Origin of the sequence: Methylobacterium mesophilicum (assembly GCF_036441335.1) — a bacterium.
Lineage (GTDB): Bacteria > Pseudomonadota > Alphaproteobacteria > Rhizobiales > Beijerinckiaceae > Methylobacterium > Methylobacterium mesophilicum_B.
The window spans coordinates 274773-293038 of the sequence record NZ_MLBW01000001.1 but is presented as its reverse complement, the minus strand read 5'-3'; the positions used below and the strand labels follow the sequence as shown (position 1 = coordinate 293038).

Sequence of the window (18266 nt, the reverse complement as noted above, 5' to 3'; positions counted from 1 at the left end):
GCGATTACTGCGCGGTCGTGCCGATGGTGGCCCGCTGCGGCAGCAGGCGGTCGAGGTTGAGCCGCTGGACGGCGACCATCAGGACCACGGTCAAGATGGCGGTGATCACGGCGGTGAGGACGAGGGCGCCGGTCCCGGGCAGGCGCCGGGTGCGCTCGGCGAGGCCGCGCATCTCCGTGCGGAGCGCCGCGAGGTCGGACTGGCGCGCGGATTCGTTCATCCGGTTCGCGGCGTTCTCGACCTTGTCCTCGACCCGGGACAGCAGCGCCTCGGAACGGGCGTACTTGTCCTCGATGCGCGAGCACTTGTCCTCGATGCGGGCGAGCTGATCGAAGAGCTGGTTGGCCGGGAGCGCGTGGGACGGGACCGCGGACGAGGCAGGTGCGGCCGTCGCTACGGGAGGTGGTGCGGTCGGGGTGGTGGGCGGCGGCGGAGCCGGCCTGGGGGCGGGCGGCACGGCAGCCGGCCCGCTCGACGTGCCCTGCGAAGCGTCGGTCATCCCTGGAGAGTCCCTGGTTCGAAGAAAGGCCGTCCGAAGAGAGGTGCGGTCGCCGGCCTCTCAGGAGGCGGCGACCGCTGCAGTCCGGCTCAGATGAGCTTGGCCATCGCCACGGCCGTGTCGGCCATGCGGTTCGAGAAGCCCCACTCGTTGTCGTACCAGGTCAGGATGCGGACCAGCACGCCGTCCATGACCTTGGTCTGGTCGAGGTGGAAGGTCGACGAGTGCGGATCGTGGTTGAAGTCGATCGAGACGTTCGGCCGGTCGGTGACGCCGAGGACGCCCTTGAGCGGACCGGAGGCGGCGGCCTTGATCGCGTCGTTGATCTCCTGGACCGTGGTCGCCCGCTTGGCCGTGAACACGAGGTCCACCGCCGAGACGTTCGGGGTCGGCACGCGGATCGCGGTGCCGTCGAGCTTGCCCTTGAGCTCCGGGAGCACGAGGCCGACGGCCTTGGCGGCGCCGGTCGAGGTCGGGATCATCGAGAGCGCCGCGGCGCGGGCCCGGTAGAGATCCTTGTGCATCTGGTCCAGCGAGGGCTGGTCGTTCGTGTAGGAGTGGATCGTGGTCATGAAGCCGCGCTCGATGCCGACGGCCTCGTCCAGGACCTTCGCCACCGGGGCGAGGCAGTTCGTGGTGCAGGAGGCGTTCGACACGACGTGGTGCTCGCCCGTGAGCTTGTCGTGATTGACGCCGTAGACCACCGTCAGGTCGGCGCCGTCGGCCGGGGCCGAGACGAGGACGCGCTTGGCGCCGGCGTCGAGATGGGCCTTCGCCTTGTCCTTCGAGGTGAAGATGCCGGTGCATTCCAGCGCGATGTCGACGCCGAGGTCGCGGTGCGGCAGCTCGGCCGGGTTGCGCACGGCCGTGACCTTGATGCGCTTGCCGTTCACCACCAGGAACTCGCCGTCCACGGCGACCTCGCCTGGGAAGCGGCCGTGCACCGAGTCGTAGCGGAGCAGGTGGGCGTTGGTCTCCACCGGGCCGAGATCGTTGATCGCCACGACCTCGATGTCGCTGCGGCCGGCTTCCGCGATCGCGCGCAGGACGTTGCGGCCGATGCGCCCGAACCCGTTGATGGCAACCTTCGTCACGGCGTGACTCCTTCCTGATGCGGCTCGCCGCGCGCCGGACCTCAGGGGGCGGTCCGCGGAGCGGTCTCGGCGGCCCGCCATACCGTCCGGGCCGGGCCGGGCGCGATCTGGGCGGGCGGGTTTGAACCTGCGATGAACCGGACCGGGAGAGGCCGGGCTTCGACGCCCGTGACCGTCGGATCGGACGGTGCTGGCTGAGGCCTCGGACCTGTCGCGGACCGGCCCTCCGGCATGTCTCGCGCGGTCCCTCTCGGGATCGCGCGGCTGTCTAGCATGGAGCCTCGACCTGTCAAACGCGCGGCTGTGACAAAGACCTTCGATCCACCGACCAATAAACAGGGATCGCGACGATCCATTCGGTCCGCGACCCGATCGGGGATTGAACGCGTTTTCGCGCTGGAATTTCGCCTGCATTCGACGGAAAGCTTCGTGTCGGGGTAGACGAAGAACCATGGCCGACGAGACCGAGACCCGTTCCATCGACGATGCGCTCAGCCAGCTCGAAGCGGCGATCAACCGCCTCGACGCCGTCGTCCAGCACCGCCTCGAGACCGACGCGCAGCCCGACGACCGGGACGCGGAACTCGCCCTGCTGGACGAGGACCGGGCCCGGCTCGCCGCCGCCCTCGACGCGGCGAGCGCCCGCCTCGCCACGGTCGCGGCGACGACCGGGGAGGTCGGGCACCGGCTCGACCGGGCCATCGAGACCGTTCAGGATGTGCTGGGACGCGCCTGACCCTATCGCCCACGCCTGTCGGAGCGACCAGCGGAGCCATCCTTGCCGCAGATCAACGTGACCATCGACGGCCGCAGCTACCGCATGGCCTGCGGCGAGGGGGAGGAGGCGCATCTCACGGGCCTCGCCGCGACCCTCGACGGGCGCATCGCCGAGATGCGCGAGAGCTTCGGCGAGATCGGCGACATGCGCCTGCAGGTCATGGCGGCGCTGACCATCGCCGACGAGCTCGCCGAGCTGCGGTCGCGGATCGCGGCGCTGGAAGGTAGCGTCGCGGAGCTGCGCGCCGCCGCCGAGACCGCGGAACGGGGGCGGGCGGAGGATGCCGAGCGGGCAGCGTTCGGCATCGGTCGGGCGGCCCAGCACATCGGGCGGCTCGCCGACGCCCTCGGCGGTTCGGCGCCGCGGGCCTGAATCGCGGCGCGCGGACGCGCAGCGGCNGGCGGTTCGGCGCCGCGGGCCTGAATCGCGGCGCGCGGACGCGCAGCGGCGCAGGGGCGCTCCGCCCGGCCCGCGCCGCCTCACTCGGTCTCGGCGATGTAGCGCCCCAGCGCCGCGGCGGCCCGGAGCATGTGGGCGCGCATGCGCCGGGCGGCCGTCTCGCCGTCCCCCTCGGCGATCGCCGACAGGATCTCGCCGTGCTCCTCCCGCGAGCGGCGGATCCGGTCGGCGTGGCGGAGCTGCGTGCGTCGGAACGCGGCCAGCCGCTCGCGGATCGCCAGGGCCTGCTCGGCCATGAAGCCGTTGTGCGTCGCCGTGTAGAGCGCCTCGTGGAAGGCCCGGTTGAACCGGTCGTAGGCGTCGACGTCGCCCGCCTCGACCGCCTTGGCGGATTCTTCGTGGAGCTCCATCAGCTCGCCGCGCTCGAGGGGCGTCATCCGGTAGGTGGCCAGCCGGGCGCACATCGCCTCGATCTCGGCGGTCGTCTCGAACATGTCGGCGATCCGCTGCGGCGTCAGGCGCGCCACCACCACGCCCCGCCGGGGCCGGATCTCGACGAGGCCGGAGGCCGCGAGCTGGCGCAGCGCCTCCCGGACGGGTGTGCGCGACGCGCCGTAGCGGTCGGCGAGATTCTGCTCGTCGAGGGCCGTCCCGGCCGCGATCGTCCCCGACGCGATCGCGTCGGTGAGCGCGTCGCGGATCCGGTCCGAGAGCAGACCGCTGTCGATCTTCTGGAAGTCCCCGTGCATCCGCCGTTCCTCGATCGTCCCGTGAGCGGCGCCTGCCAGTCCTCGGGATGACGATGCGAAGCCATACCCTAATCCGCGCGCGCGGATCCGCTTTTCGAGCGGGAGGCCGGAACGCCCCGGGGTCAGCCGACCAGGGCCCGCACCGTCAGGAACAGGATCGACGGTCCGACGAGGCAGCCGATGCCCGTGTGGAACGTCGCCGTCAGCGCGCCGTAGGGGACGAGCTTCGGATCGGTCGCCGCGAGGCCGCCCGCGACCCCGCTGACCGTGCCCATCAGACCGCCATACGCCATGGCCGAGCGCGGGTTGTCGAGGCCGATCAGCCGGGCCACCAGGGGCGTTCCGACCATCACCATGACCGCCTTGGTCACGCCGGTGGCGATGGACAGCGCGATCACGGTGGAATCCGCGCCGATCGCCGCGCCGGTGACGGGCCCGACGATGTAGGTGATCGCCCCCGCGCCGATCGTCGTGATCGAGACCGCGTCGTGGTAGCCGAAGGCCACGGCGGTCAGGGTGCCGACGATGAACGGCAGGATCGTGCCCAGCGCGAGGGCGAGGACGCCAAGCAGGCCCGCGCGCCGCGCCTCGATCACGTCCACCTCGAAGGCCGTGGCGACGATGGCGAAGTCGCGCAGCATCGCCCCGCCCATGAGGCCGATCCCGGCGAGCGCCGGGATGTCGGCGAGGCCCTTCTTCCCGCCGGTATAGAGGCCGCCGACATAGGCGAGCACCAGGCCCAGGACGATCGCGATCGCGGAGCCGTGGACGCGGCCGTTGGTCAGGTGCTTGGCGGCGAGGTTCGAGACCAGGATCAGCGCGCCGACCACCGCGAAGGCGGCCACGAGGCTCTGCTCGACGAAGACGTGCTCGATGCCGTGCCAGACGTCGTGTCCCATGGCGCTCACCCCTTCCTGGCGACGGGCGCGGCGGCCGGCGCCGCCGCTTCGGGCTCGGCGTCGCCGCCGATCACGGAGCCGCCATGCGCGACGGCGCCGCTGCCGTGATCGCGCCGGCCGATCCGGCTGAGCAGGGCGACGGCGCCGAAGCACAGGACCAGGGAACCGGTCGCCGCGATCAGCACGATCGGGCCGCCGCTCACGGCCGCGACGACGTTCTGCTGGGCCGCCATGGCGACGACGATCGGGATGTACATCCCCGCCCAGAACTCGACGCCGAACTGGACGCCCTTGGTCAGTCGGCCCCGGCGGGACAGCCACAGGCGCGCGGCGATGAGCAGGATCATGGCGATGCCGACGCCGCCGACATTGGCCTTCACGCCGAGGGCGAGGCCGAGGAGGTCGCCGAGATACACGCCGATCAGCGTGCAGGCCGCGAGCAGCGCGACACCGAGGACGATCATCGGCGTTGCCCGTTCACCGGAGCGGCATTTCCGGCCGCATCCGACGACCGTGTGGACGCGTGCAGCATGGCGCGTTCCCTTCCCGGATCGGCCTCGGGGGCCGTTGCTCGAAGTATGCAAGATATTGACAGGCGCGCAATCCCGTATACGAAACTGTGATTGAGACCGGTTTGAAAATACCAGACCGGTCGCTAGATGGGGCCCGGTCTACCGGTTGGAGCAGGCGGATGGGCGAGTGGCGCGGTGAGAGGCAGGCCCGCGACGCGCGGATCGCGGCGGGGCGCGCCCACGCGGGCGGCAAGGTCGTGCCGGCCGGGGCCGTAGTCGACCTGCTGGAGGCGATCCTGCGGCCCGGCGACCGCGTCTGCCTCGAGGGCGACAACCAGAAGCAGGCCGACTGCCTCGCCCGCGGCCTGAGCGCCTGCGATCCCGGGAAGATCCACGATTTGCACATGGTCCAGTCGGGGATCGTGCTGCCCGAGCATCTCGACGTGTTCGAGACCGGGATCGCCAAGCGGCTCGACTACTCGTACTCCGGCCCGCAGGGTGCCCGCATCGCCAAGATGCTCTACGGCGGCCAGATCGCGCTCGGGGCGGTGCACACCTACCTGGAGCTGTTCGCCCGCTACTTCGTCGACCTGACGCCCAACGTGGCGCTGATCGCCGGCGTCTCGGCCGACCGGGACGGCAACCTGTATACCGGGCCGAACACCGAGGACACGCCGACTGTGGTGGAGGCGACCGCCTTCAAGAACGGCGTCGTGGTGGCGCAGGTCAACGAGATCGTCGACACCGTCCCGCGGGTCGACATCCCGGGCGACCGGATCGACTTCGTGGTCGAGGCCGACAAGCCCTTCTACGTGGAGCCGCTCTTCACCCGCGACCCGGCGGCGATGACCGAGACGCAGATCCTGATCGCCATGATGGCGATCAAGGGCATCTACGCCGAGTACGGCATCAAGCGGCTCAACCACGGCATCGGTTTCGGCACGGCGGCGATCGAGCTGCTGCTGCCGACCTACGGCGAGAAGCTCGGCCTCAAGGGCCAGATCGCCACCCACTGGGCGCTCAACCCGCACCCGACCCTCATCCCGGCGATCGAGTCCGGCTGGGTCAAGCAGGTCCACTGCTTCGGCTCCGAGGTCGGGATGGACCGCTACATCCGCGAGCGGCCCGACATCTTCTTCACCGGTGCCGACGGGAGCCTGCGCTCGAACCGGGCGTTCTGCCAGACCGCCGGCCTCTACGCCTGCGACATGTTCATCGGCGCGACGCTGCAGATCGACCTGATGGGCCATTCCTCGACCATCACCCAGTCGCGGGTGGCGGGCTTCGGCGGCGCGCCCAACATGGGCTCGGACCCGCACGGTCGCCGCCACCCCTCCGACGCCTGGATGAAGGCCGGCCGCGAGGGCCAGATCGTCGGCGACCCGGCGCTGATGCGCGGGCGCAAGCTCGTGGTGCAGCTGGTCGAGACCTTCGGCGACAAGCTGGTCCCGACCTTCGTGGAGAAGCTCGACGCCCTCGAGCTGGCGCGGAAGATCGGCCTCGAGCTGGCGCCGGTGATGATCTACGCCGACGACGTCACGCACATCGTCACTGAGGAGGGCATCGCCAACCTGCTGCTCTGCCGGGACGCCGACGAGCGCGAGCAGGCGATCCGCGGCGTGGCCGGCTATACCGAGGTGGGGCGCGGCCGCGACCGGGCGAAGGTCGAGGACCTGCGCGCCCGGGGCGTCATCCGTCGCCCGGAGGATCTGGGCATCGAGCCGCTCGACGCCGACCGCGCGCTGCTCGCCGCGAAGTCGATTAAGGACCTCGTGCACTGGTCCGGCGGGCTCTACGAACCTCCGGCCCGGTTCCGGAACTGGTGAGCGCGGCGCGATGACGAATCCGCTTTCGAGGAGCCGGCGATGGAATCCCTGACCTTCCGCCACGCCACCGCGAAGCCGCTCGCCGGCTCGGTGCCGAGCGCGATCACCGGCGTCGTCGCCTCCGGCAACCTGGAGATCCTGCTCGAGCGCGTCCTGCCGCCGGATGCCTGCGAGGTGGCCATCGAGACCCCGATCGCCGGCTACGGCGACGTCTGGGAGGCGGTGGTTGCCGATTTCGTCGCCCGGGCACAGCCGGGCGGAGTCCGCATCAGCATCAACGACGGCGGCGCCCGCCCCGACACCGTGTCGCTGCGCCTGCTCCAGGGTGCGCGGCTGATGGAGGCCTGACCATGGCTGGCGACCGCGCCGCCGCGCGCAACGATCCGGACGCCCTGAGCTGGTACGAGGCCAGCGCCCGCCAGCGCGTGCTCGCGCTGACCGATCCGGGCAGCTTCCGCGAGTTCCTGCCGCCGACCGAGCGGTGCATGAGCCCGCACCTGCCGCTCTTCGACCTGCCCCGCGCCTTCGACGACGGCATCGTCGTCGGGAGCGCGCGCCTCGACGGCGACCCGGTCCTGGTCGCCGCCCAGGAGGGCCGCTTCATGGGCGGTGCCTTCGGCGAGGTTCACGGCGGCAAGCTGGTCGGCCTGCTCCGCGCGGCCCTGGAGCTGAGGCCGAGGGCGGTCCTCATCCTGTTCGACACCGGCGGCGTCCGCCTGCAGGAAGCCAATGCCGGCGAGACGGCCATCGCCGAGACGATGCGGGCGATCGTCGACGCGCGCGCGGCCGGCATCCCGGTCGTCGGACTGATCGGCGGCCGGGCCGGCTGCTACGGCGGCGGCGGCCTCATCGCCGGCACCTGCTCGCGGCTGGCCGTGTCGGAGAGCGGGCGCATCTCGGTCTCCGGCCCCGAGGTGATCGAGACCAACAAGGGCGCAGAGGAGTTCGATTCCCGCGACCGCGCGCTGGTCTGGCGGACCATGGGTGGCAAGCACCGCCGCCTGATCGGAGGCGCCGACGCCTTCTGCGCCGACAGGGTCGGGGCCTTCCGCGCGGCCGCCCGCGACCTCGTCGGCCGAGCGCCGGCCTTCGACCTATCGACCCTGGAGGCCGAGCAGGCGCGCCTCGAGGCCCGGATCGAGCGGTTCGGCGATTGCCGCGACGCCACAGAGGTCTGGGCACGCCTCGGCGTGAACGATCCCGACGCAGTGCCGGCTATGGACACGCCCGCCTTCGACGAGACCGTGGCCCGGAGCCCGGAGGCCGACCATGACGCTCGCTGAGATCCTCGCCTCCCTGTTCCCGCAGGGGCACGCGGTCGCGGTGCGCGACGGCCTCGTGACCGGCACCGGCCCGTTTGCGGACGGCCGGATGCACGTGGTCGGCGTCGACGGCGACACGCCGCTGGGCGTCGACGGGGCGCTGGCCCTGTCGCGCGCGGTGCTCGACGCCGTCCGGGCCGGCGACCGCGCGCCGATCCTCGTGGCGGTGGATTCCGACAGCCAGCGCATGAGCCGCCGCGACGAACTGCTTGGCCTCAACGAGTGCCTCGCGCATCTCGCCAAGGCGCTGCTCCTGGCGGACCGGGCAGGCCATCCGACGATCGGGCTGATCTACGGCCACTCCGCCGCCGGCGCCTTCATCGCCACGGCGCTCGCGACGCGCGTCCTCGCGGCCCTGCCCGGGGCGAATCCGAGCGTGATGGACCTGCCGTCCGTCGCGCGGGTGACCAAGCTGCCCCTCGACAGGCTGGAGGACATGGCGAAGTCGACGCCCGTCTTCGCGCCCGGCCTCGACAATATGGTGGCGACAGGCGCCGTCCACGTGGTTCTGGACCCGGACCGGCCTCTCGAGGCCCAGATCCGCGCGGTGATCGACACGATGCCGGCAGAGGATACCCGCGACCGGCTGGGCGCCGAGCGCGGCGGTCGTCCGGTCGCGCGCACCGTCGCCGCGGCCGTGGCCGACCAGGCCCGCCTTGGCTGAGCCGTTCCGACGCCACGACCTCGTCCGGGTCGATCCGGCGGCCTGGTCGGCGTGGCACGCGGACCGGCCCGATCTCGGCGCCCTCCCGCATCTGGAGGGCTGGGCCGCTGCGGGACGGCCGCTGATCGTCCGCCGCCGCGTCCCCGGGGAGACCGGCGACGCGGTGCCGCTCGGACTGCCGCTGCCGCCGGCGGACGGCAAGCGGCGGATCGGGCTCGCCCTWCCGGCATCGGCGCTGGCGCCCGCTCCGGTGGTGACTCTCGCCGAGGCCGCCGCGCGCCAGTTCGAACAAAATGCGAACACTTATGTCATTGTGGTGGCTCGATAATTTTTGAGGCCCCGCTGCTAAGTAGCTTAGCGTCCGGACTCATAACCAGTAGCGGACGGTGGCGGCGAGGCAGACGGCGGCGAGATAGTTGGTCGCCAGGCGGTCGTAGCAGCCGGGCATCTTCGGGACGGGACGGGTTCATGACGGCCAAGCGAGCGCTGATCACGGGAGTGACGGGCCAGGACGGCGCGTATCTGGCGCAGCTGCTCCTGCAGAAGGGCTACGCGGTCACCGGGATCGTGCGGCGCTCGAGCCACGCCGGCGTTTTCGATCACCGGTTGAAGTGGCTCGGCATCCTCGACGATGTCGAGCTGGTCGACGGCAACCTGCTCGACCTCTCGGCCCTGCTGCGCATCGTCCAGGCCGCCAAGCCCGACGAGATCTACAACCTCGCGGCCCAGTCGTTCGTGACCTCGTCCTGGCAGCAGCCGCTGCTGACCGGGCAGGTGACCGGCCTCGGCGCGGTGCACATGCTGGAATGCCTGCGCTCGGCGGCGCCCCAGGCGCGCTACTACCAGGCCTCGACCTCGGAGATGTTCGGCCTGATCCAGGAGGCCGAGCAGAGCGAGTCGACGCCGTTCTACCCGCGCTCGCCCTACGGCGTGGCCAAGCTGTACGCGCACTGGATGACGATCAACTACCGCGAGAGCTTCGGGCTGCACGCGTCGAACGGGATCCTGTTCAACCACGAGAGCCCGCTGCGCGGCGTCGAGTTCGTCACCCGCAAGGTGACCGACGCGGTGGCGCGGATCAAGCTCGGGAAGCAGAAGGAGCTGCGGCTGGGCAACATCGACGCCAAGCGCGACTGGGGCCACGCCCGGGACTACGTGCAGGCGATGTGGCTGATGCTGCAGCAGGACCGGCCGGACGACTACGTGATCGCGACCGGCCGGACCACGACGGTGCGGGACATGTGCGCGATCGCGTTCAAGCATGTCGGCCTGACGGTGGACGACCACCTGATCGTCGACCCGGCGCTGTTCCGCCCGGCGGAGGTCGAGGTGCTGCTGGGCAACCCGGCCAAGGCCAAGGCGACCTTCGGCTGGGAGGCCGAGACCAGCCTCGAGGCGCTGATCACCGAGATGGTCGACGCCGACATCAAGCGCCTCAGCGCCAACGCCTGAGCGGCCGATCGACGGCCAGTCCGTCGATCCGGTCGAGGGCTCGTGGTTCGAGTCCATCGATCCCTATCGCGGCGAGCCCTGGGCCCGGATCCCGCGCGCCGGGCGCGTTGACGTGGACCGGGCGGTGGCCGCCGCCAAGCGCGCCATGTGGGACGGCCCCTGGGCCACCATGACGGCGTCGGCCCGCGGCAAGGTCCTGCGCCGGATCGGCGACCTCGTCGAGCGCGAGGCCAAGGCGCTGGCCGAGGTCGAGGTACGCGACAACGGCAAGTTGTTCGCCGAGATGTACGGCCAGACCCGCTACCAGCCGGAATGGTGGTGGTACTACGCGGGTCTCGCCGACAAGGTCGAGGGCGCCCAGGTGCCGATCGACAAGCCCGAGACCTTCGCGTTCACCCGGCACGAGCCGGTCGGCGTGGTCGGGGCGCTGACGGCGTGGAACTCGCCGCTCCTGTTCGTCGCCTGGAAATGCGCCCCCGCGCTCGCGGCCGGATGCGCGGTCGTGGTGAAGCCCTCCGAGTTCGCCTCCGCGAGCACGCTGGAATTCGCCCGCCTGACCAAGGAGGCCGGGCTGCCCGACGGCATGTTCAACGTCGTCACCGGTTTCGGCGGCGAGGCCGGCAGCGCGATCGTCGAGCATCCGGACGTCGCCAAGATCACCTTCACGGGCTCGGACGTCACCGGCGCGAAGGTCTACGAGGCGGCCGCGCGCCAGATCAAGCGCGTGTCCCTGGAGCTCGGCGGGAAGTCGCCCAACATCGTCTTCGCCGATGCCGACCTGAAGGCGGCGGCCGCCGGGGCGATCTCGGGCATCTTCGCGGCCACCGGGCAGACCTGCATCGCCGGCTCGCGGCTGCTGGTGCAGAACAGCATCCGCCAGGATTTCACCGAGCGCCTGATCGAGCTCGCCCGCACCGCCAAGCTCGGCGACCCGATGCAGGCCGACACCAATATCGGGCCGATCACCACGCCGCCCCAGTACACGAAGGTGCTCGACTACATCGCGCTGGCCGAGAGCGAGGGCGCGCGCTGCGTCTTCGGCGGCAAACCCGCCTCCGGTCCCGGCGTGCTCGGCGGCCAGTTCGTCGAGCCGACGATCTTCACGGGCGTCACCAACGACATGCGCATCGCCCAGGAGGAGGTGTTCGGCCCGGTCCTGTCGATCATCGGCTTCGAAGACGAGGCCGAGGCGCTGAAGATCGGCAACGACGTGATCTACGGGCTCGCGGCCGGCGTCTGGACCCAGGATATCGGCCGCGCGATGCGCATGTCGAAGGGGCTGCGGGCCGGCACCGTCTGGGTGAACACCTACCGGGCGGTGAGCTACATGATGCCGTTCGGCGGCATGAAGCGCTCGGGCATCGGCCGCGAGAGCGGCATCGAGTCGATCCGCGAGTACCTGGAGACCAAGAGCGTCTGGATCTCCACGAGCCGCGACGCGCCGGAGAACCCCTTCGTCATGCGCTGAGCCGGCGGGCCGCGCCGCGATCCGCCGCGGCGCGGTCCCTAATCAGGGGCCGATTGCGGGCGGTCCGGCGGCAGCGCGAGGGAGGCCAGGACGAAGCCCATGAAGAAGAGGAAGTACTGGTTGACCGACAGTTCCTCGAACATGAGCGACGGGATCAGGAACACCGCGCTGTAGGTCAGGAACGGTCCGAAGGCCGCGGGCGCGAGCAGGATCCGCCCGAGGCCGGCGACGAGCAGCAGCGCCGTGGCGATGCCGCTCTGGAGCGCCAGCGACACGAAACCGTTATGGGGTGTCACGAGCCCGGTCAGGGCCTGCAGCTCCTCCCGGCGGGCGACCTCGCCGACCCCGAACGGGTACGCGACGACGAGCTGGAGCGCGGTCACGCCGGACAGGAACCGCTCGTCGAAATTGCCCGTGACGTTGTGGTCCTCGGCGAAGCGTCGCTCGATCGCCTGGGACAGTGTCCCCGGCAGCGGGATCTCCCCCGTCACCGCCCAGGCCACGAGCAGGACGCCCAGGACCCCGAGCGCGGCGAGCACCGCGGGCGCCTTGAGGTTCCGCCGCATCAGCAGGCCGAGGAACAGGACCGGCATGAACAGGCCGGCGCGGTTGTTGGTGAACGGGAAGCTCGCCAGGAGGGCCGCGAAGTAGGCGAGATAGACGATCTTCAGGCGATAGCGCAGGCTGAGCAGCAGGGCCGCGGCCCCGGCCAGCGCGAAGACGTGGCCGGTCTCGTTGCCCGAGGCCCAGAGTCCGCCCTGCTTGTCCTGCACGAACAGCTTCAGCTCCTCGTCGAGCCCGTCCGTGGGAACGGCGAGTCCGAAACGGTCGAGCTGCATGCCCGAGGCGGCGAGCAGCAGGACCGCGAGGGAGGCGAGCATGCCGGCGAGCAGGCCGACGCAGAACGCGTCCTCGACGCGCCGGTCGCGCAACATCACCAGCAGGATGAACGCCTGGACCACGTAGAGCAGCAGGACGAGGGTCAGGTAGACGTCGCCCGCCTGCTTGTGCGCCTTCAGCACCAGCGAGGCCGCGATCAGCGCCAGGATGCCGGCGAGCGGCGCGGCCTGCCGCAGGGCCTCCGCCACGACGACGCGGCGCAGGCCCAGCCAGGGGATGAGCAGGAACGGCAGCAGGTCGGACAGGCGCTGGAACGGCAGCCCGAAGGTCGAGGTCAGGACGTTGAAGTTCAGGGCGGCGCCGAGCAGGAACACGGCGACGCGGTCCGCGAGGAGGGACGCGGCCGGTGCGCGCGTCTCGATCGGCAACGCCTGTCCCGCCATCACCCAGAACCGTCCCCGCGCACCGGCCGCCGATGAACCCTCCGCCGGCCGCGGCCTCCGGCGGGCAGTGTCGCCCACAAAGGTTGGCGGAGGGTGCAGATCAGGCGGGACGCCTCAGGAACTGGCCGATGGCCGTGCGGAGCGTGCCGCGCATGACGATCCAGGCCAGGCCCAGATAGGCCGCGATCCCGATGCCGACCGCCGCGAACAGGCCGACCCGGTCCCCGAGGGCCGCGTGGACCGGCCCCTGGACGAGCAGCACCAGCCCGGCCATCGCGCCGGCGCAGAGCGTGATCGGCGCGAGGAGCCGCACGAGCCGCCCATTCGCGATCGGGACGACGCGCCCGGCGCTGGCGACGATCGCGGGCGTGAACAGGTAGGCCCGCACCACGTGCCCGGCGACCAGGGCGGCGAGGCCGAAGGGCGCGGTCACGAAGGCCGCCGCGGCGCCGAGTCCGAACTGCGCGCCGGCGAGCCGCAGGGCCGTGCCGTTGCGGCCCAGGGCCGTGAAGATCATCCACAGCATCGAGGTGGCGACGAATTCCGGGGCGAGGAGCGCGAGCGTCCGCAGCACCGGCGCCGCGTCGTGCCACTGGTCGCCGAACAGGAACGGGATGAGGGTCGGGGCCACGGCCGCCATGCCGAAGAAGGCGGGCACGGCCAGGAACGCGGAGGCCTCGGTGAATCCGTGGAAGGCCGTGGCCAGCTCGTCCGGCCGGTCCTGGAGGCGCGCGTAGGTGGTCAGCCCGACGGTGGTCAGGGGAATGACCGCCACTTGGCTCACGAGGTCGATGCAGCGCCACGCGAGGCGCAGGTATCCGACATCGGTCGCTGACAGGAAGTAGGCGGCGATCACCTCCTGGCTCCGGATCGACGCGACGAGCAGCAGGTAGGTGCAGAACAGCCGCGAGCCGAACGCGATCTGCTCGCGCACGGAGGCGAGATGCAGCCGCAGGGGCGGGATCCAGCGGGCCGCCGCCCAGGTCAGGAGCGTGGTCGCGGTCGCTGCGACGAGGCGCTGCACCACCAGGCTCCAGACGCCGTAGCCGTCGAGGGCCAGCACGAGGGCCGCGGCCCCGCCGAGCACGTTGGCGCCGAGCGCCCGCAGGGCGAGCTTGCGGAAGCCGAAGCTCCGCTGGAGCCGCGCCTCGTGGATCGCGCCCGCGGCGGTGATCACGAAGCAGGCCGACAGCGCGCACAGCACCGGCCGCAGCGCCGGCAGGTCGAAGATCCAGGCGATCGGCCCGGCCAGGGCCACGAGGCCCAGGGCGCACAGGACGCCCGTGGCGAGCATCACCCAGAAGGCGGTGGCGGCGAAGTCCTCGTCGAGATCGGCGCGCTGGACCACCGCGTCGGGCAGGCCGCAGCGGGCGACGATCTGCAGGATGTCGATGAAGACGGCGGCGATCGCCACCATCCCGAACTCGGCGGGCCCGATGAGACGGGCGAGCACGAGGAACACCCCGAAACTGAGGACCACGTTGCCGACGGAGGCGACCGCCACCCAGCGCGCGGCGTCGAACGAGCGGCGCGTCACCGCGGCGCCGGAGGCGAGCCCCGGCTCCTCCTCGGCGGCGGCCGCCTCCGACAGGACCGGCGCGGCGGCGCTCACGGGCGGCTCGCCCGACGCTCGGCGACGAGTTCGGCGTAGAGGTCGAGGTACTTCTCGGCGACGCGCTCCGAGGTCGACTCGCGGATGACGTGCTGGAAGGCGCGCTCGTCCGGCAGGTCGCCGCGGCCGCGGGCAAGCACGGTCCGCAGCCGCGCGGCGAGGTCGGCGTCGTCGCCCGGCGTGAACAGCCAGTCGGCGTTGTCCTCGCCGATCAATTCGGGGATGCCGCCCGAGGCCGCCCCGATCACCGGAACGCCCATCGTGTAGGCCTCGTAGATCGTCCGCGGCGACGGCTCGGCCCAGAACGACGGGACGATGAGCACGTCGATCGCGCTGAGAAACTCCGCGGGTTTCGCCCAGCCGACGAAGTCGATGGGCAGACCCTCGGCCTGGGCCTTGAAGCGCGCGATCGAGTCATCCATCGCGTGGCCGGCGACGAGGCATCGCCAGTCGCCGGGACCGATCCGCCGGAAGGCGTCGATCATCGTGCCGACCCCCTTCTCGGTGTTGATCCGGCCGAGATAGCCGAAGGTCATCGGCTTGCCGGTCCGGTCGATCCGGCGGCGGGCCTCGGGGTCGCCCTCGGGGACGGTGCAGGAGTAGAAGATTACCCGGCGACGGTCCGGCGCGAGATGCGCGAACAACCCGTGGTCGACATGGGTCTTGAGGATCTCGGTGCCGACGCTGACGACGGCGTCCACCGACCGGTTGGTGATCTGCTTGGCGGCGTTGACCACCTTGCAGCCCAGGTGCCAGCGGTCGCACGGCTTGCCGTTCTTGAACATCGCGGCGTTGCCGCAGATCAGATCGTACTCGCAGACCGTGTGGACGATCGGGATGCCGCGCTTGGCCGCCTCGCGCCAGACGAGGGTCGAGACGTCGAGCAGCGAGTGCGTGTTGACGACATCGGGCCGGAAATCGTCGAGGACGCGGCCGAACTCGGCGGCCACGGCGAAATTCCACTGCTGCTTGAGTTTGGCCCAGGCGCGGCCGAACCGGCTCGCCTGGGGCCAGTCCTCCAGCCAGAAATCGTTGTGGTGGGCCATGCGGTAGACGGTGACGCCGCCGCGCAGGCTCTTGGGCTCGGGTTCCCGGGCGATGCAGGCCGCGGCCACCGTGTGGCCGGCCGCCGCGAGTTCCTCGGCGAGGTGCTCGACCGAGCGCTCGGCCCCGCCCACGATGTAGGGCGGGTAGAGGGCGCTGAGATGCAGGATCCGCAGGGGGCCGGTCACCCCGCGCGCGGCGGCCTGTTCCCTCGGCCGGTCCTGGCCCTGGGCGCGGGGCTCCTCGGTGAGGACCCGGGCGTAGTTCGACGACAGGGTGGGGGTCATCATGAACGGCACTCGCTAAGAGGCGTGCGCTCCGCGTGGGCGGGAAGCTCGGGAAGCGGTTCGGTGCGGGCCGCGTCGCGGGTCGCGGCGTAGAGGTCGAGATAGGCGGTCGCGACGGCGACCGGATCGGTGCCGGCGCGGATCCGGGCGGCGCGGGCGAGCCCCTCGGCGAGGCGGGCCGGCTCCGCGACGATCCGGGCCATCGCGGCGGCGAGCGCCGCCGCGTCCCCCGGCGGGACCAGCCAGGGGCCGGGCCCGACCTGCTCGCCGATCCCGCCGGTGGCGGCGCCGATCACCGGGACGCCGCGGCCGTAGGCCTCCGCCACCGTCCGGCCGAAGGGCTCGGGCCAGATCGGCGGAACTACGAGGCAGTCGAGATCGTCGAGGAAGGCGTCGCGCTCGGCGTAGCCCGGGAAGGTCACGGGCAGGCCCTCGGCCAGGGAACGGTAGCGGTCCAGCCCGTCCACGGCGCGACCCGCGACGGCGAGCTGCCAGCCCGCCTCCGGCAGGCGCCGGCAGGCCTCGAGGAGGACGTCGAGGCCCTTCGCGCCCTCGATGCGGCCCAGATAGCCGAACCGGATCGGCGCGCCGGGCGCCCGCGTCGCCCGGGCCACCGGCGAGCCGGGCGGGATCGGGTTCCAGATCACCCGGCGCAGCGACGGCGGCACGTGGGCGAAGAGGCCGGCGGCGAGGTGGCGGTCGAGGATGTCCGAGCCCACGGCGGCGAGCGCCGTCACGGCCCGCTGGCAGCGCCGGTGGGGCACTGCGTAGAGGCGGCACTTGCGGTGCTGGTGGGCGCAGGGATGCCCGTGGCGCACCATCGCGCCGTTGCTGCAGAGGCTGGTGAAGTCGTGGAGCGTGTGCACGACCGGCACGCCGAGCCGCCGAAGCATGGGCCAGATCGCGGGCGGCAGCTCGGAGAGGGAGTGCGTGTTCACGAGGTCGGGGGCGAAGTCCCGGACCGCCTGCGCCATCCGGTCGACGGCGTGGCGGTTCCACTGCGCCGCGACCTTGTAGCGGAGGCGCTCGACCCGCCCGCGCTGCGGCCAGTCGAGGATGTGGAACGGCGTCCCGTACCCGGTCCGGTAAACGGTGACGCCGTCCTGAAGGACAGGTCCGCCCTCGGCTCGCGCCGCGCAGGCGACGGCGACGCCGTGGCCGAGATCCGCCTGGGTCCGGGCGAGCGTCTCGACCATCAGCTCGGCGCCGCCGATCTGCTCGGGCGCGTAGAGCGAGCTAAGGTGCAGGATGCGCATGCGGCACCTCCCGGGCGCAACGCGCCGCCGCGCCGTCCCGCAGCGCCTCGAGCAGCAAGGTCTCGTAGCGGCGCGCGGTCTCGGCCCAGTCGTAGCGCCGGACATTGTCGCGGCCGCGGGCGATCAGCGCGTCCCTGAGCCCGGGCTCGTCGAGCAGGCCGCGCAGGCACTCGGTCAGCGCCGCCGCGTCGGCGGGGTCGAACGTCAGGGCACCGGCCCCGGCGATCTCGGGCGTGGCGGAGCGGTCCGAGCAGATCACCGGGCAGTCGAGGGCCTGCGCCTCCAGCACGGGCAGGCAGAATCCCTCCGCGAAGGACGGGACGCACAGGCACAGCGCGCCGCGATAGAGGGCCGCCAGCCTGTCGTCGGCGATCCGCGACAGGCGGGTCAGCGGGACCGGCGCGGCGCCGAGCGCGGCGGCGATGGCCTCGTCGGGATCTTCACCGACGTGGACGATCCCGATCCCCGGCCGCCCGAGCCCGACCACGGCGCGCGCGAGGGTCGCGAAATTCTTGTTGTAGAGGGCGTTGCCGACGGCCAGCACGTACGGCCCCGCCGGGACCCCGGCGGCGGATCCGCCCGCCGAGGGGTCCAGCATGGCCGCGGACGGCACGGTCCGCGTCCGCCCGCGGAGCCGCGGGTAATGGTACTCCAGATCGCGCCGCGTCGCCTCCGACACGGCGATCACCCGGGCGCTTTTGCCCAGGACCAGGCGGAAGATCGGGTCGGTGGTCAGGGCCTCGCGGGAGCGGATGCGCTCGGGCAGGGTGCGGAAATAGAGGTCGTGCACCACGCTGACGCGGGCGCGGCCGCCGAAGGCCGCCCCGTACGGGTCGATGTTCAGCACGACGTCGATGGCGCGGGCCCGGCACAGCCGCGGGACGGCGACGGCTTGGCGCAGGACGTCGAGCAGCATGATCCGCGGCCGCTGCACCGTCACGACGTCGACCCGGTCGCGGATCGCCGCCGGCAGCTGGTCGCGGTGCCAGGGGGAGCGGAGCACCACCGCGAAGGTGCCGCGCGCGACCAGTCCGGCGATCACCCGGAAGGCGACGAGCGCGACGCCCGACGGCCGACCGGCATGCTGGCTCGGCATGTTGACGAGGACGCGCGGCATGGCGG

General features: G+C 71.9%; 19 protein-coding genes. 9 read left to right on the top strand and 10 right to left on the bottom strand.

Annotated features, from left to right (window positions below):
• Positions 1–4 precede the first annotated feature (4 nt).
• The gene (locus MMR14E_RS01355) at positions 5–499 is read right to left on the bottom strand and encodes a hypothetical protein (protein ID WP_331312463.1); all 495 of its coding nucleotides are present in this window, start codon (positions 497–499) and stop codon (positions 5–7) included.
• An 89-nt stretch (positions 500–588) separates the two neighbouring features.
• The gene (gap, locus tag MMR14E_RS01350) at positions 589–1593 is read right to left on the bottom strand and encodes a type I glyceraldehyde-3-phosphate dehydrogenase (RefSeq protein WP_012317185.1); all 1005 of its coding nucleotides are present in this window, start codon (positions 1591–1593) and stop codon (positions 589–591) included.
• A gap of 451 nt (positions 1594–2044) precedes the next feature.
• On the opposite strand from gap, the gene MMR14E_RS01345 reads away from it, so the two are divergent.
• Entirely contained in the window at positions 2045–2329 is a 285-nt protein-coding gene (locus MMR14E_RS01345) for a DUF4164 family protein (RefSeq protein WP_331312462.1), read from the top strand.
• A 42-nt stretch (positions 2330–2371) separates the two neighbouring features.
• Complete coding sequence (locus MMR14E_RS01340) at positions 2372–2743, top strand: cell division protein ZapA (RefSeq protein WP_331312461.1); 372 nt, start codon at positions 2372–2374, stop codon at positions 2741–2743.
• Between the two features lie 107 nt (positions 2744–2850).
• On the opposite strand, the gene MMR14E_RS01335 is transcribed toward MMR14E_RS01340, so the two are convergent.
• The 3 genes from MMR14E_RS01335 to madL form a co-directional block, all read right to left on the bottom strand.
• Positions 2851–3519, bottom strand: coding sequence for a GntR family transcriptional regulator (locus MMR14E_RS01335; RefSeq protein WP_020091534.1), 669 nt, complete (start codon positions 3517–3519; stop codon positions 2851–2853).
• A gap of 122 nt (positions 3520–3641) precedes the next feature.
• Complete coding sequence (gene madM / locus MMR14E_RS01330; protein WP_331312460.1) at positions 3642–4418, bottom strand: malonate transporter subunit MadM; 777 nt, start codon at positions 4416–4418, stop codon at positions 3642–3644.
• Between the two features lie 5 nt (positions 4419–4423).
• Positions 4424–4882, bottom strand: a complete 459-nt coding sequence (gene madL / locus MMR14E_RS01325) for a malonate transporter subunit MadL (protein WP_331312458.1) — start codon at positions 4880–4882, stop codon at positions 4424–4426.
• Positions 4883–5109: 227 nt separating this feature from the next.
• Between madL and mdcA the strand changes: the two genes are divergently transcribed.
• From mdcA to MMR14E_RS01290, 7 genes are all read left to right on the top strand, one after another.
• Positions 5110–6756, top strand: coding sequence for a malonate decarboxylase subunit alpha (gene mdcA / locus MMR14E_RS01320; RefSeq protein ID WP_331312456.1), 1647 nt, complete (start codon positions 5110–5112; stop codon positions 6754–6756).
• A gap of 39 nt (positions 6757–6795) precedes the next feature.
• On the top strand, positions 6796–7104 hold the full coding sequence (gene mdcC, locus MMR14E_RS01315; RefSeq protein ID WP_331312455.1) for a malonate decarboxylase acyl carrier protein: 309 nt from the start codon (positions 6796–6798) through the stop codon (positions 7102–7104).
• Positions 7105–7106: 2 nt separating this feature from the next.
• On the top strand, positions 7107–8039 hold the full coding sequence (locus tag MMR14E_RS01310; RefSeq protein ID WP_331312453.1) for a biotin-independent malonate decarboxylase subunit beta: 933 nt from the start codon (positions 7107–7109) through the stop codon (positions 8037–8039).
• Complete coding sequence (mdcE, locus tag MMR14E_RS01305; RefSeq protein WP_331312452.1) at positions 8026–8742, top strand: biotin-independent malonate decarboxylase subunit gamma; 717 nt, start codon at positions 8026–8028, stop codon at positions 8740–8742. The genes MMR14E_RS01310 and mdcE overlap by 14 nt, the downstream gene beginning before the upstream one ends.
• On the top strand, positions 8735–9070 hold the full coding sequence (locus tag MMR14E_RS01300; protein ID WP_331312451.1) for a hypothetical protein: 336 nt from the start codon (positions 8735–8737) through the stop codon (positions 9068–9070). Before mdcE ends, MMR14E_RS01300 begins: the two co-directional genes overlap by 8 nt.
• 140 nt (positions 9071–9210) lie before the next feature.
• Positions 9211–10194: a GDP-mannose 4,6-dehydratase gene (gene gmd, locus MMR14E_RS01295; RefSeq protein WP_331312449.1), complete on the top strand. Its 984-nt coding sequence runs from the start codon at positions 9211–9213 to the stop codon at positions 10192–10194.
• Between the two features lie 7 nt (positions 10195–10201).
• Positions 10202–11662, top strand: a complete 1461-nt coding sequence (locus MMR14E_RS01290) for an aldehyde dehydrogenase (RefSeq protein ID WP_331312494.1) — start codon at positions 10202–10204, stop codon at positions 11660–11662.
• Between the two features lie 38 nt (positions 11663–11700).
• Here MMR14E_RS01290 and MMR14E_RS01285 read toward each other — a convergent pair whose 3' ends face one another.
• The 5 genes from MMR14E_RS01285 to MMR14E_RS01265 form a co-directional block, all read right to left on the bottom strand.
• On the bottom strand, positions 11701–12930 hold the full coding sequence (locus MMR14E_RS01285) for a hypothetical protein (protein WP_331312448.1): 1230 nt from the start codon (positions 12928–12930) through the stop codon (positions 11701–11703).
• A 115-nt stretch (positions 12931–13045) separates the two neighbouring features.
• Positions 13046–14557, bottom strand: a complete 1512-nt coding sequence (locus tag MMR14E_RS01280; RefSeq protein ID WP_331312447.1) for a lipopolysaccharide biosynthesis protein — start codon at positions 14555–14557, stop codon at positions 13046–13048.
• Positions 14554–15777: a glycosyltransferase family 4 protein gene (locus MMR14E_RS01275; protein ID WP_331312493.1), complete on the bottom strand. Its 1224-nt coding sequence runs from the start codon at positions 15775–15777 to the stop codon at positions 14554–14556. The genes MMR14E_RS01280 and MMR14E_RS01275 overlap by 4 nt, the downstream gene beginning before the upstream one ends.
• Positions 15778–15887: 110 nt before the next feature.
• Positions 15888–17144, bottom strand: a complete 1257-nt coding sequence (locus tag MMR14E_RS01270; RefSeq protein ID WP_331312445.1) for a glycosyltransferase family 4 protein — start codon at positions 17142–17144, stop codon at positions 15888–15890.
• Positions 17125–18261 carry a glycosyltransferase family 1 protein gene (locus tag MMR14E_RS01265; protein WP_331312444.1) on the bottom strand — a complete coding sequence of 379 codons (1137 nt, stop codon included), beginning with the start codon at positions 18259–18261 and terminating at the stop codon, positions 17125–17127. The genes MMR14E_RS01270 and MMR14E_RS01265 overlap by 20 nt, the downstream gene beginning before the upstream one ends.
• Positions 18262–18266 lie beyond the last annotated feature (5 nt).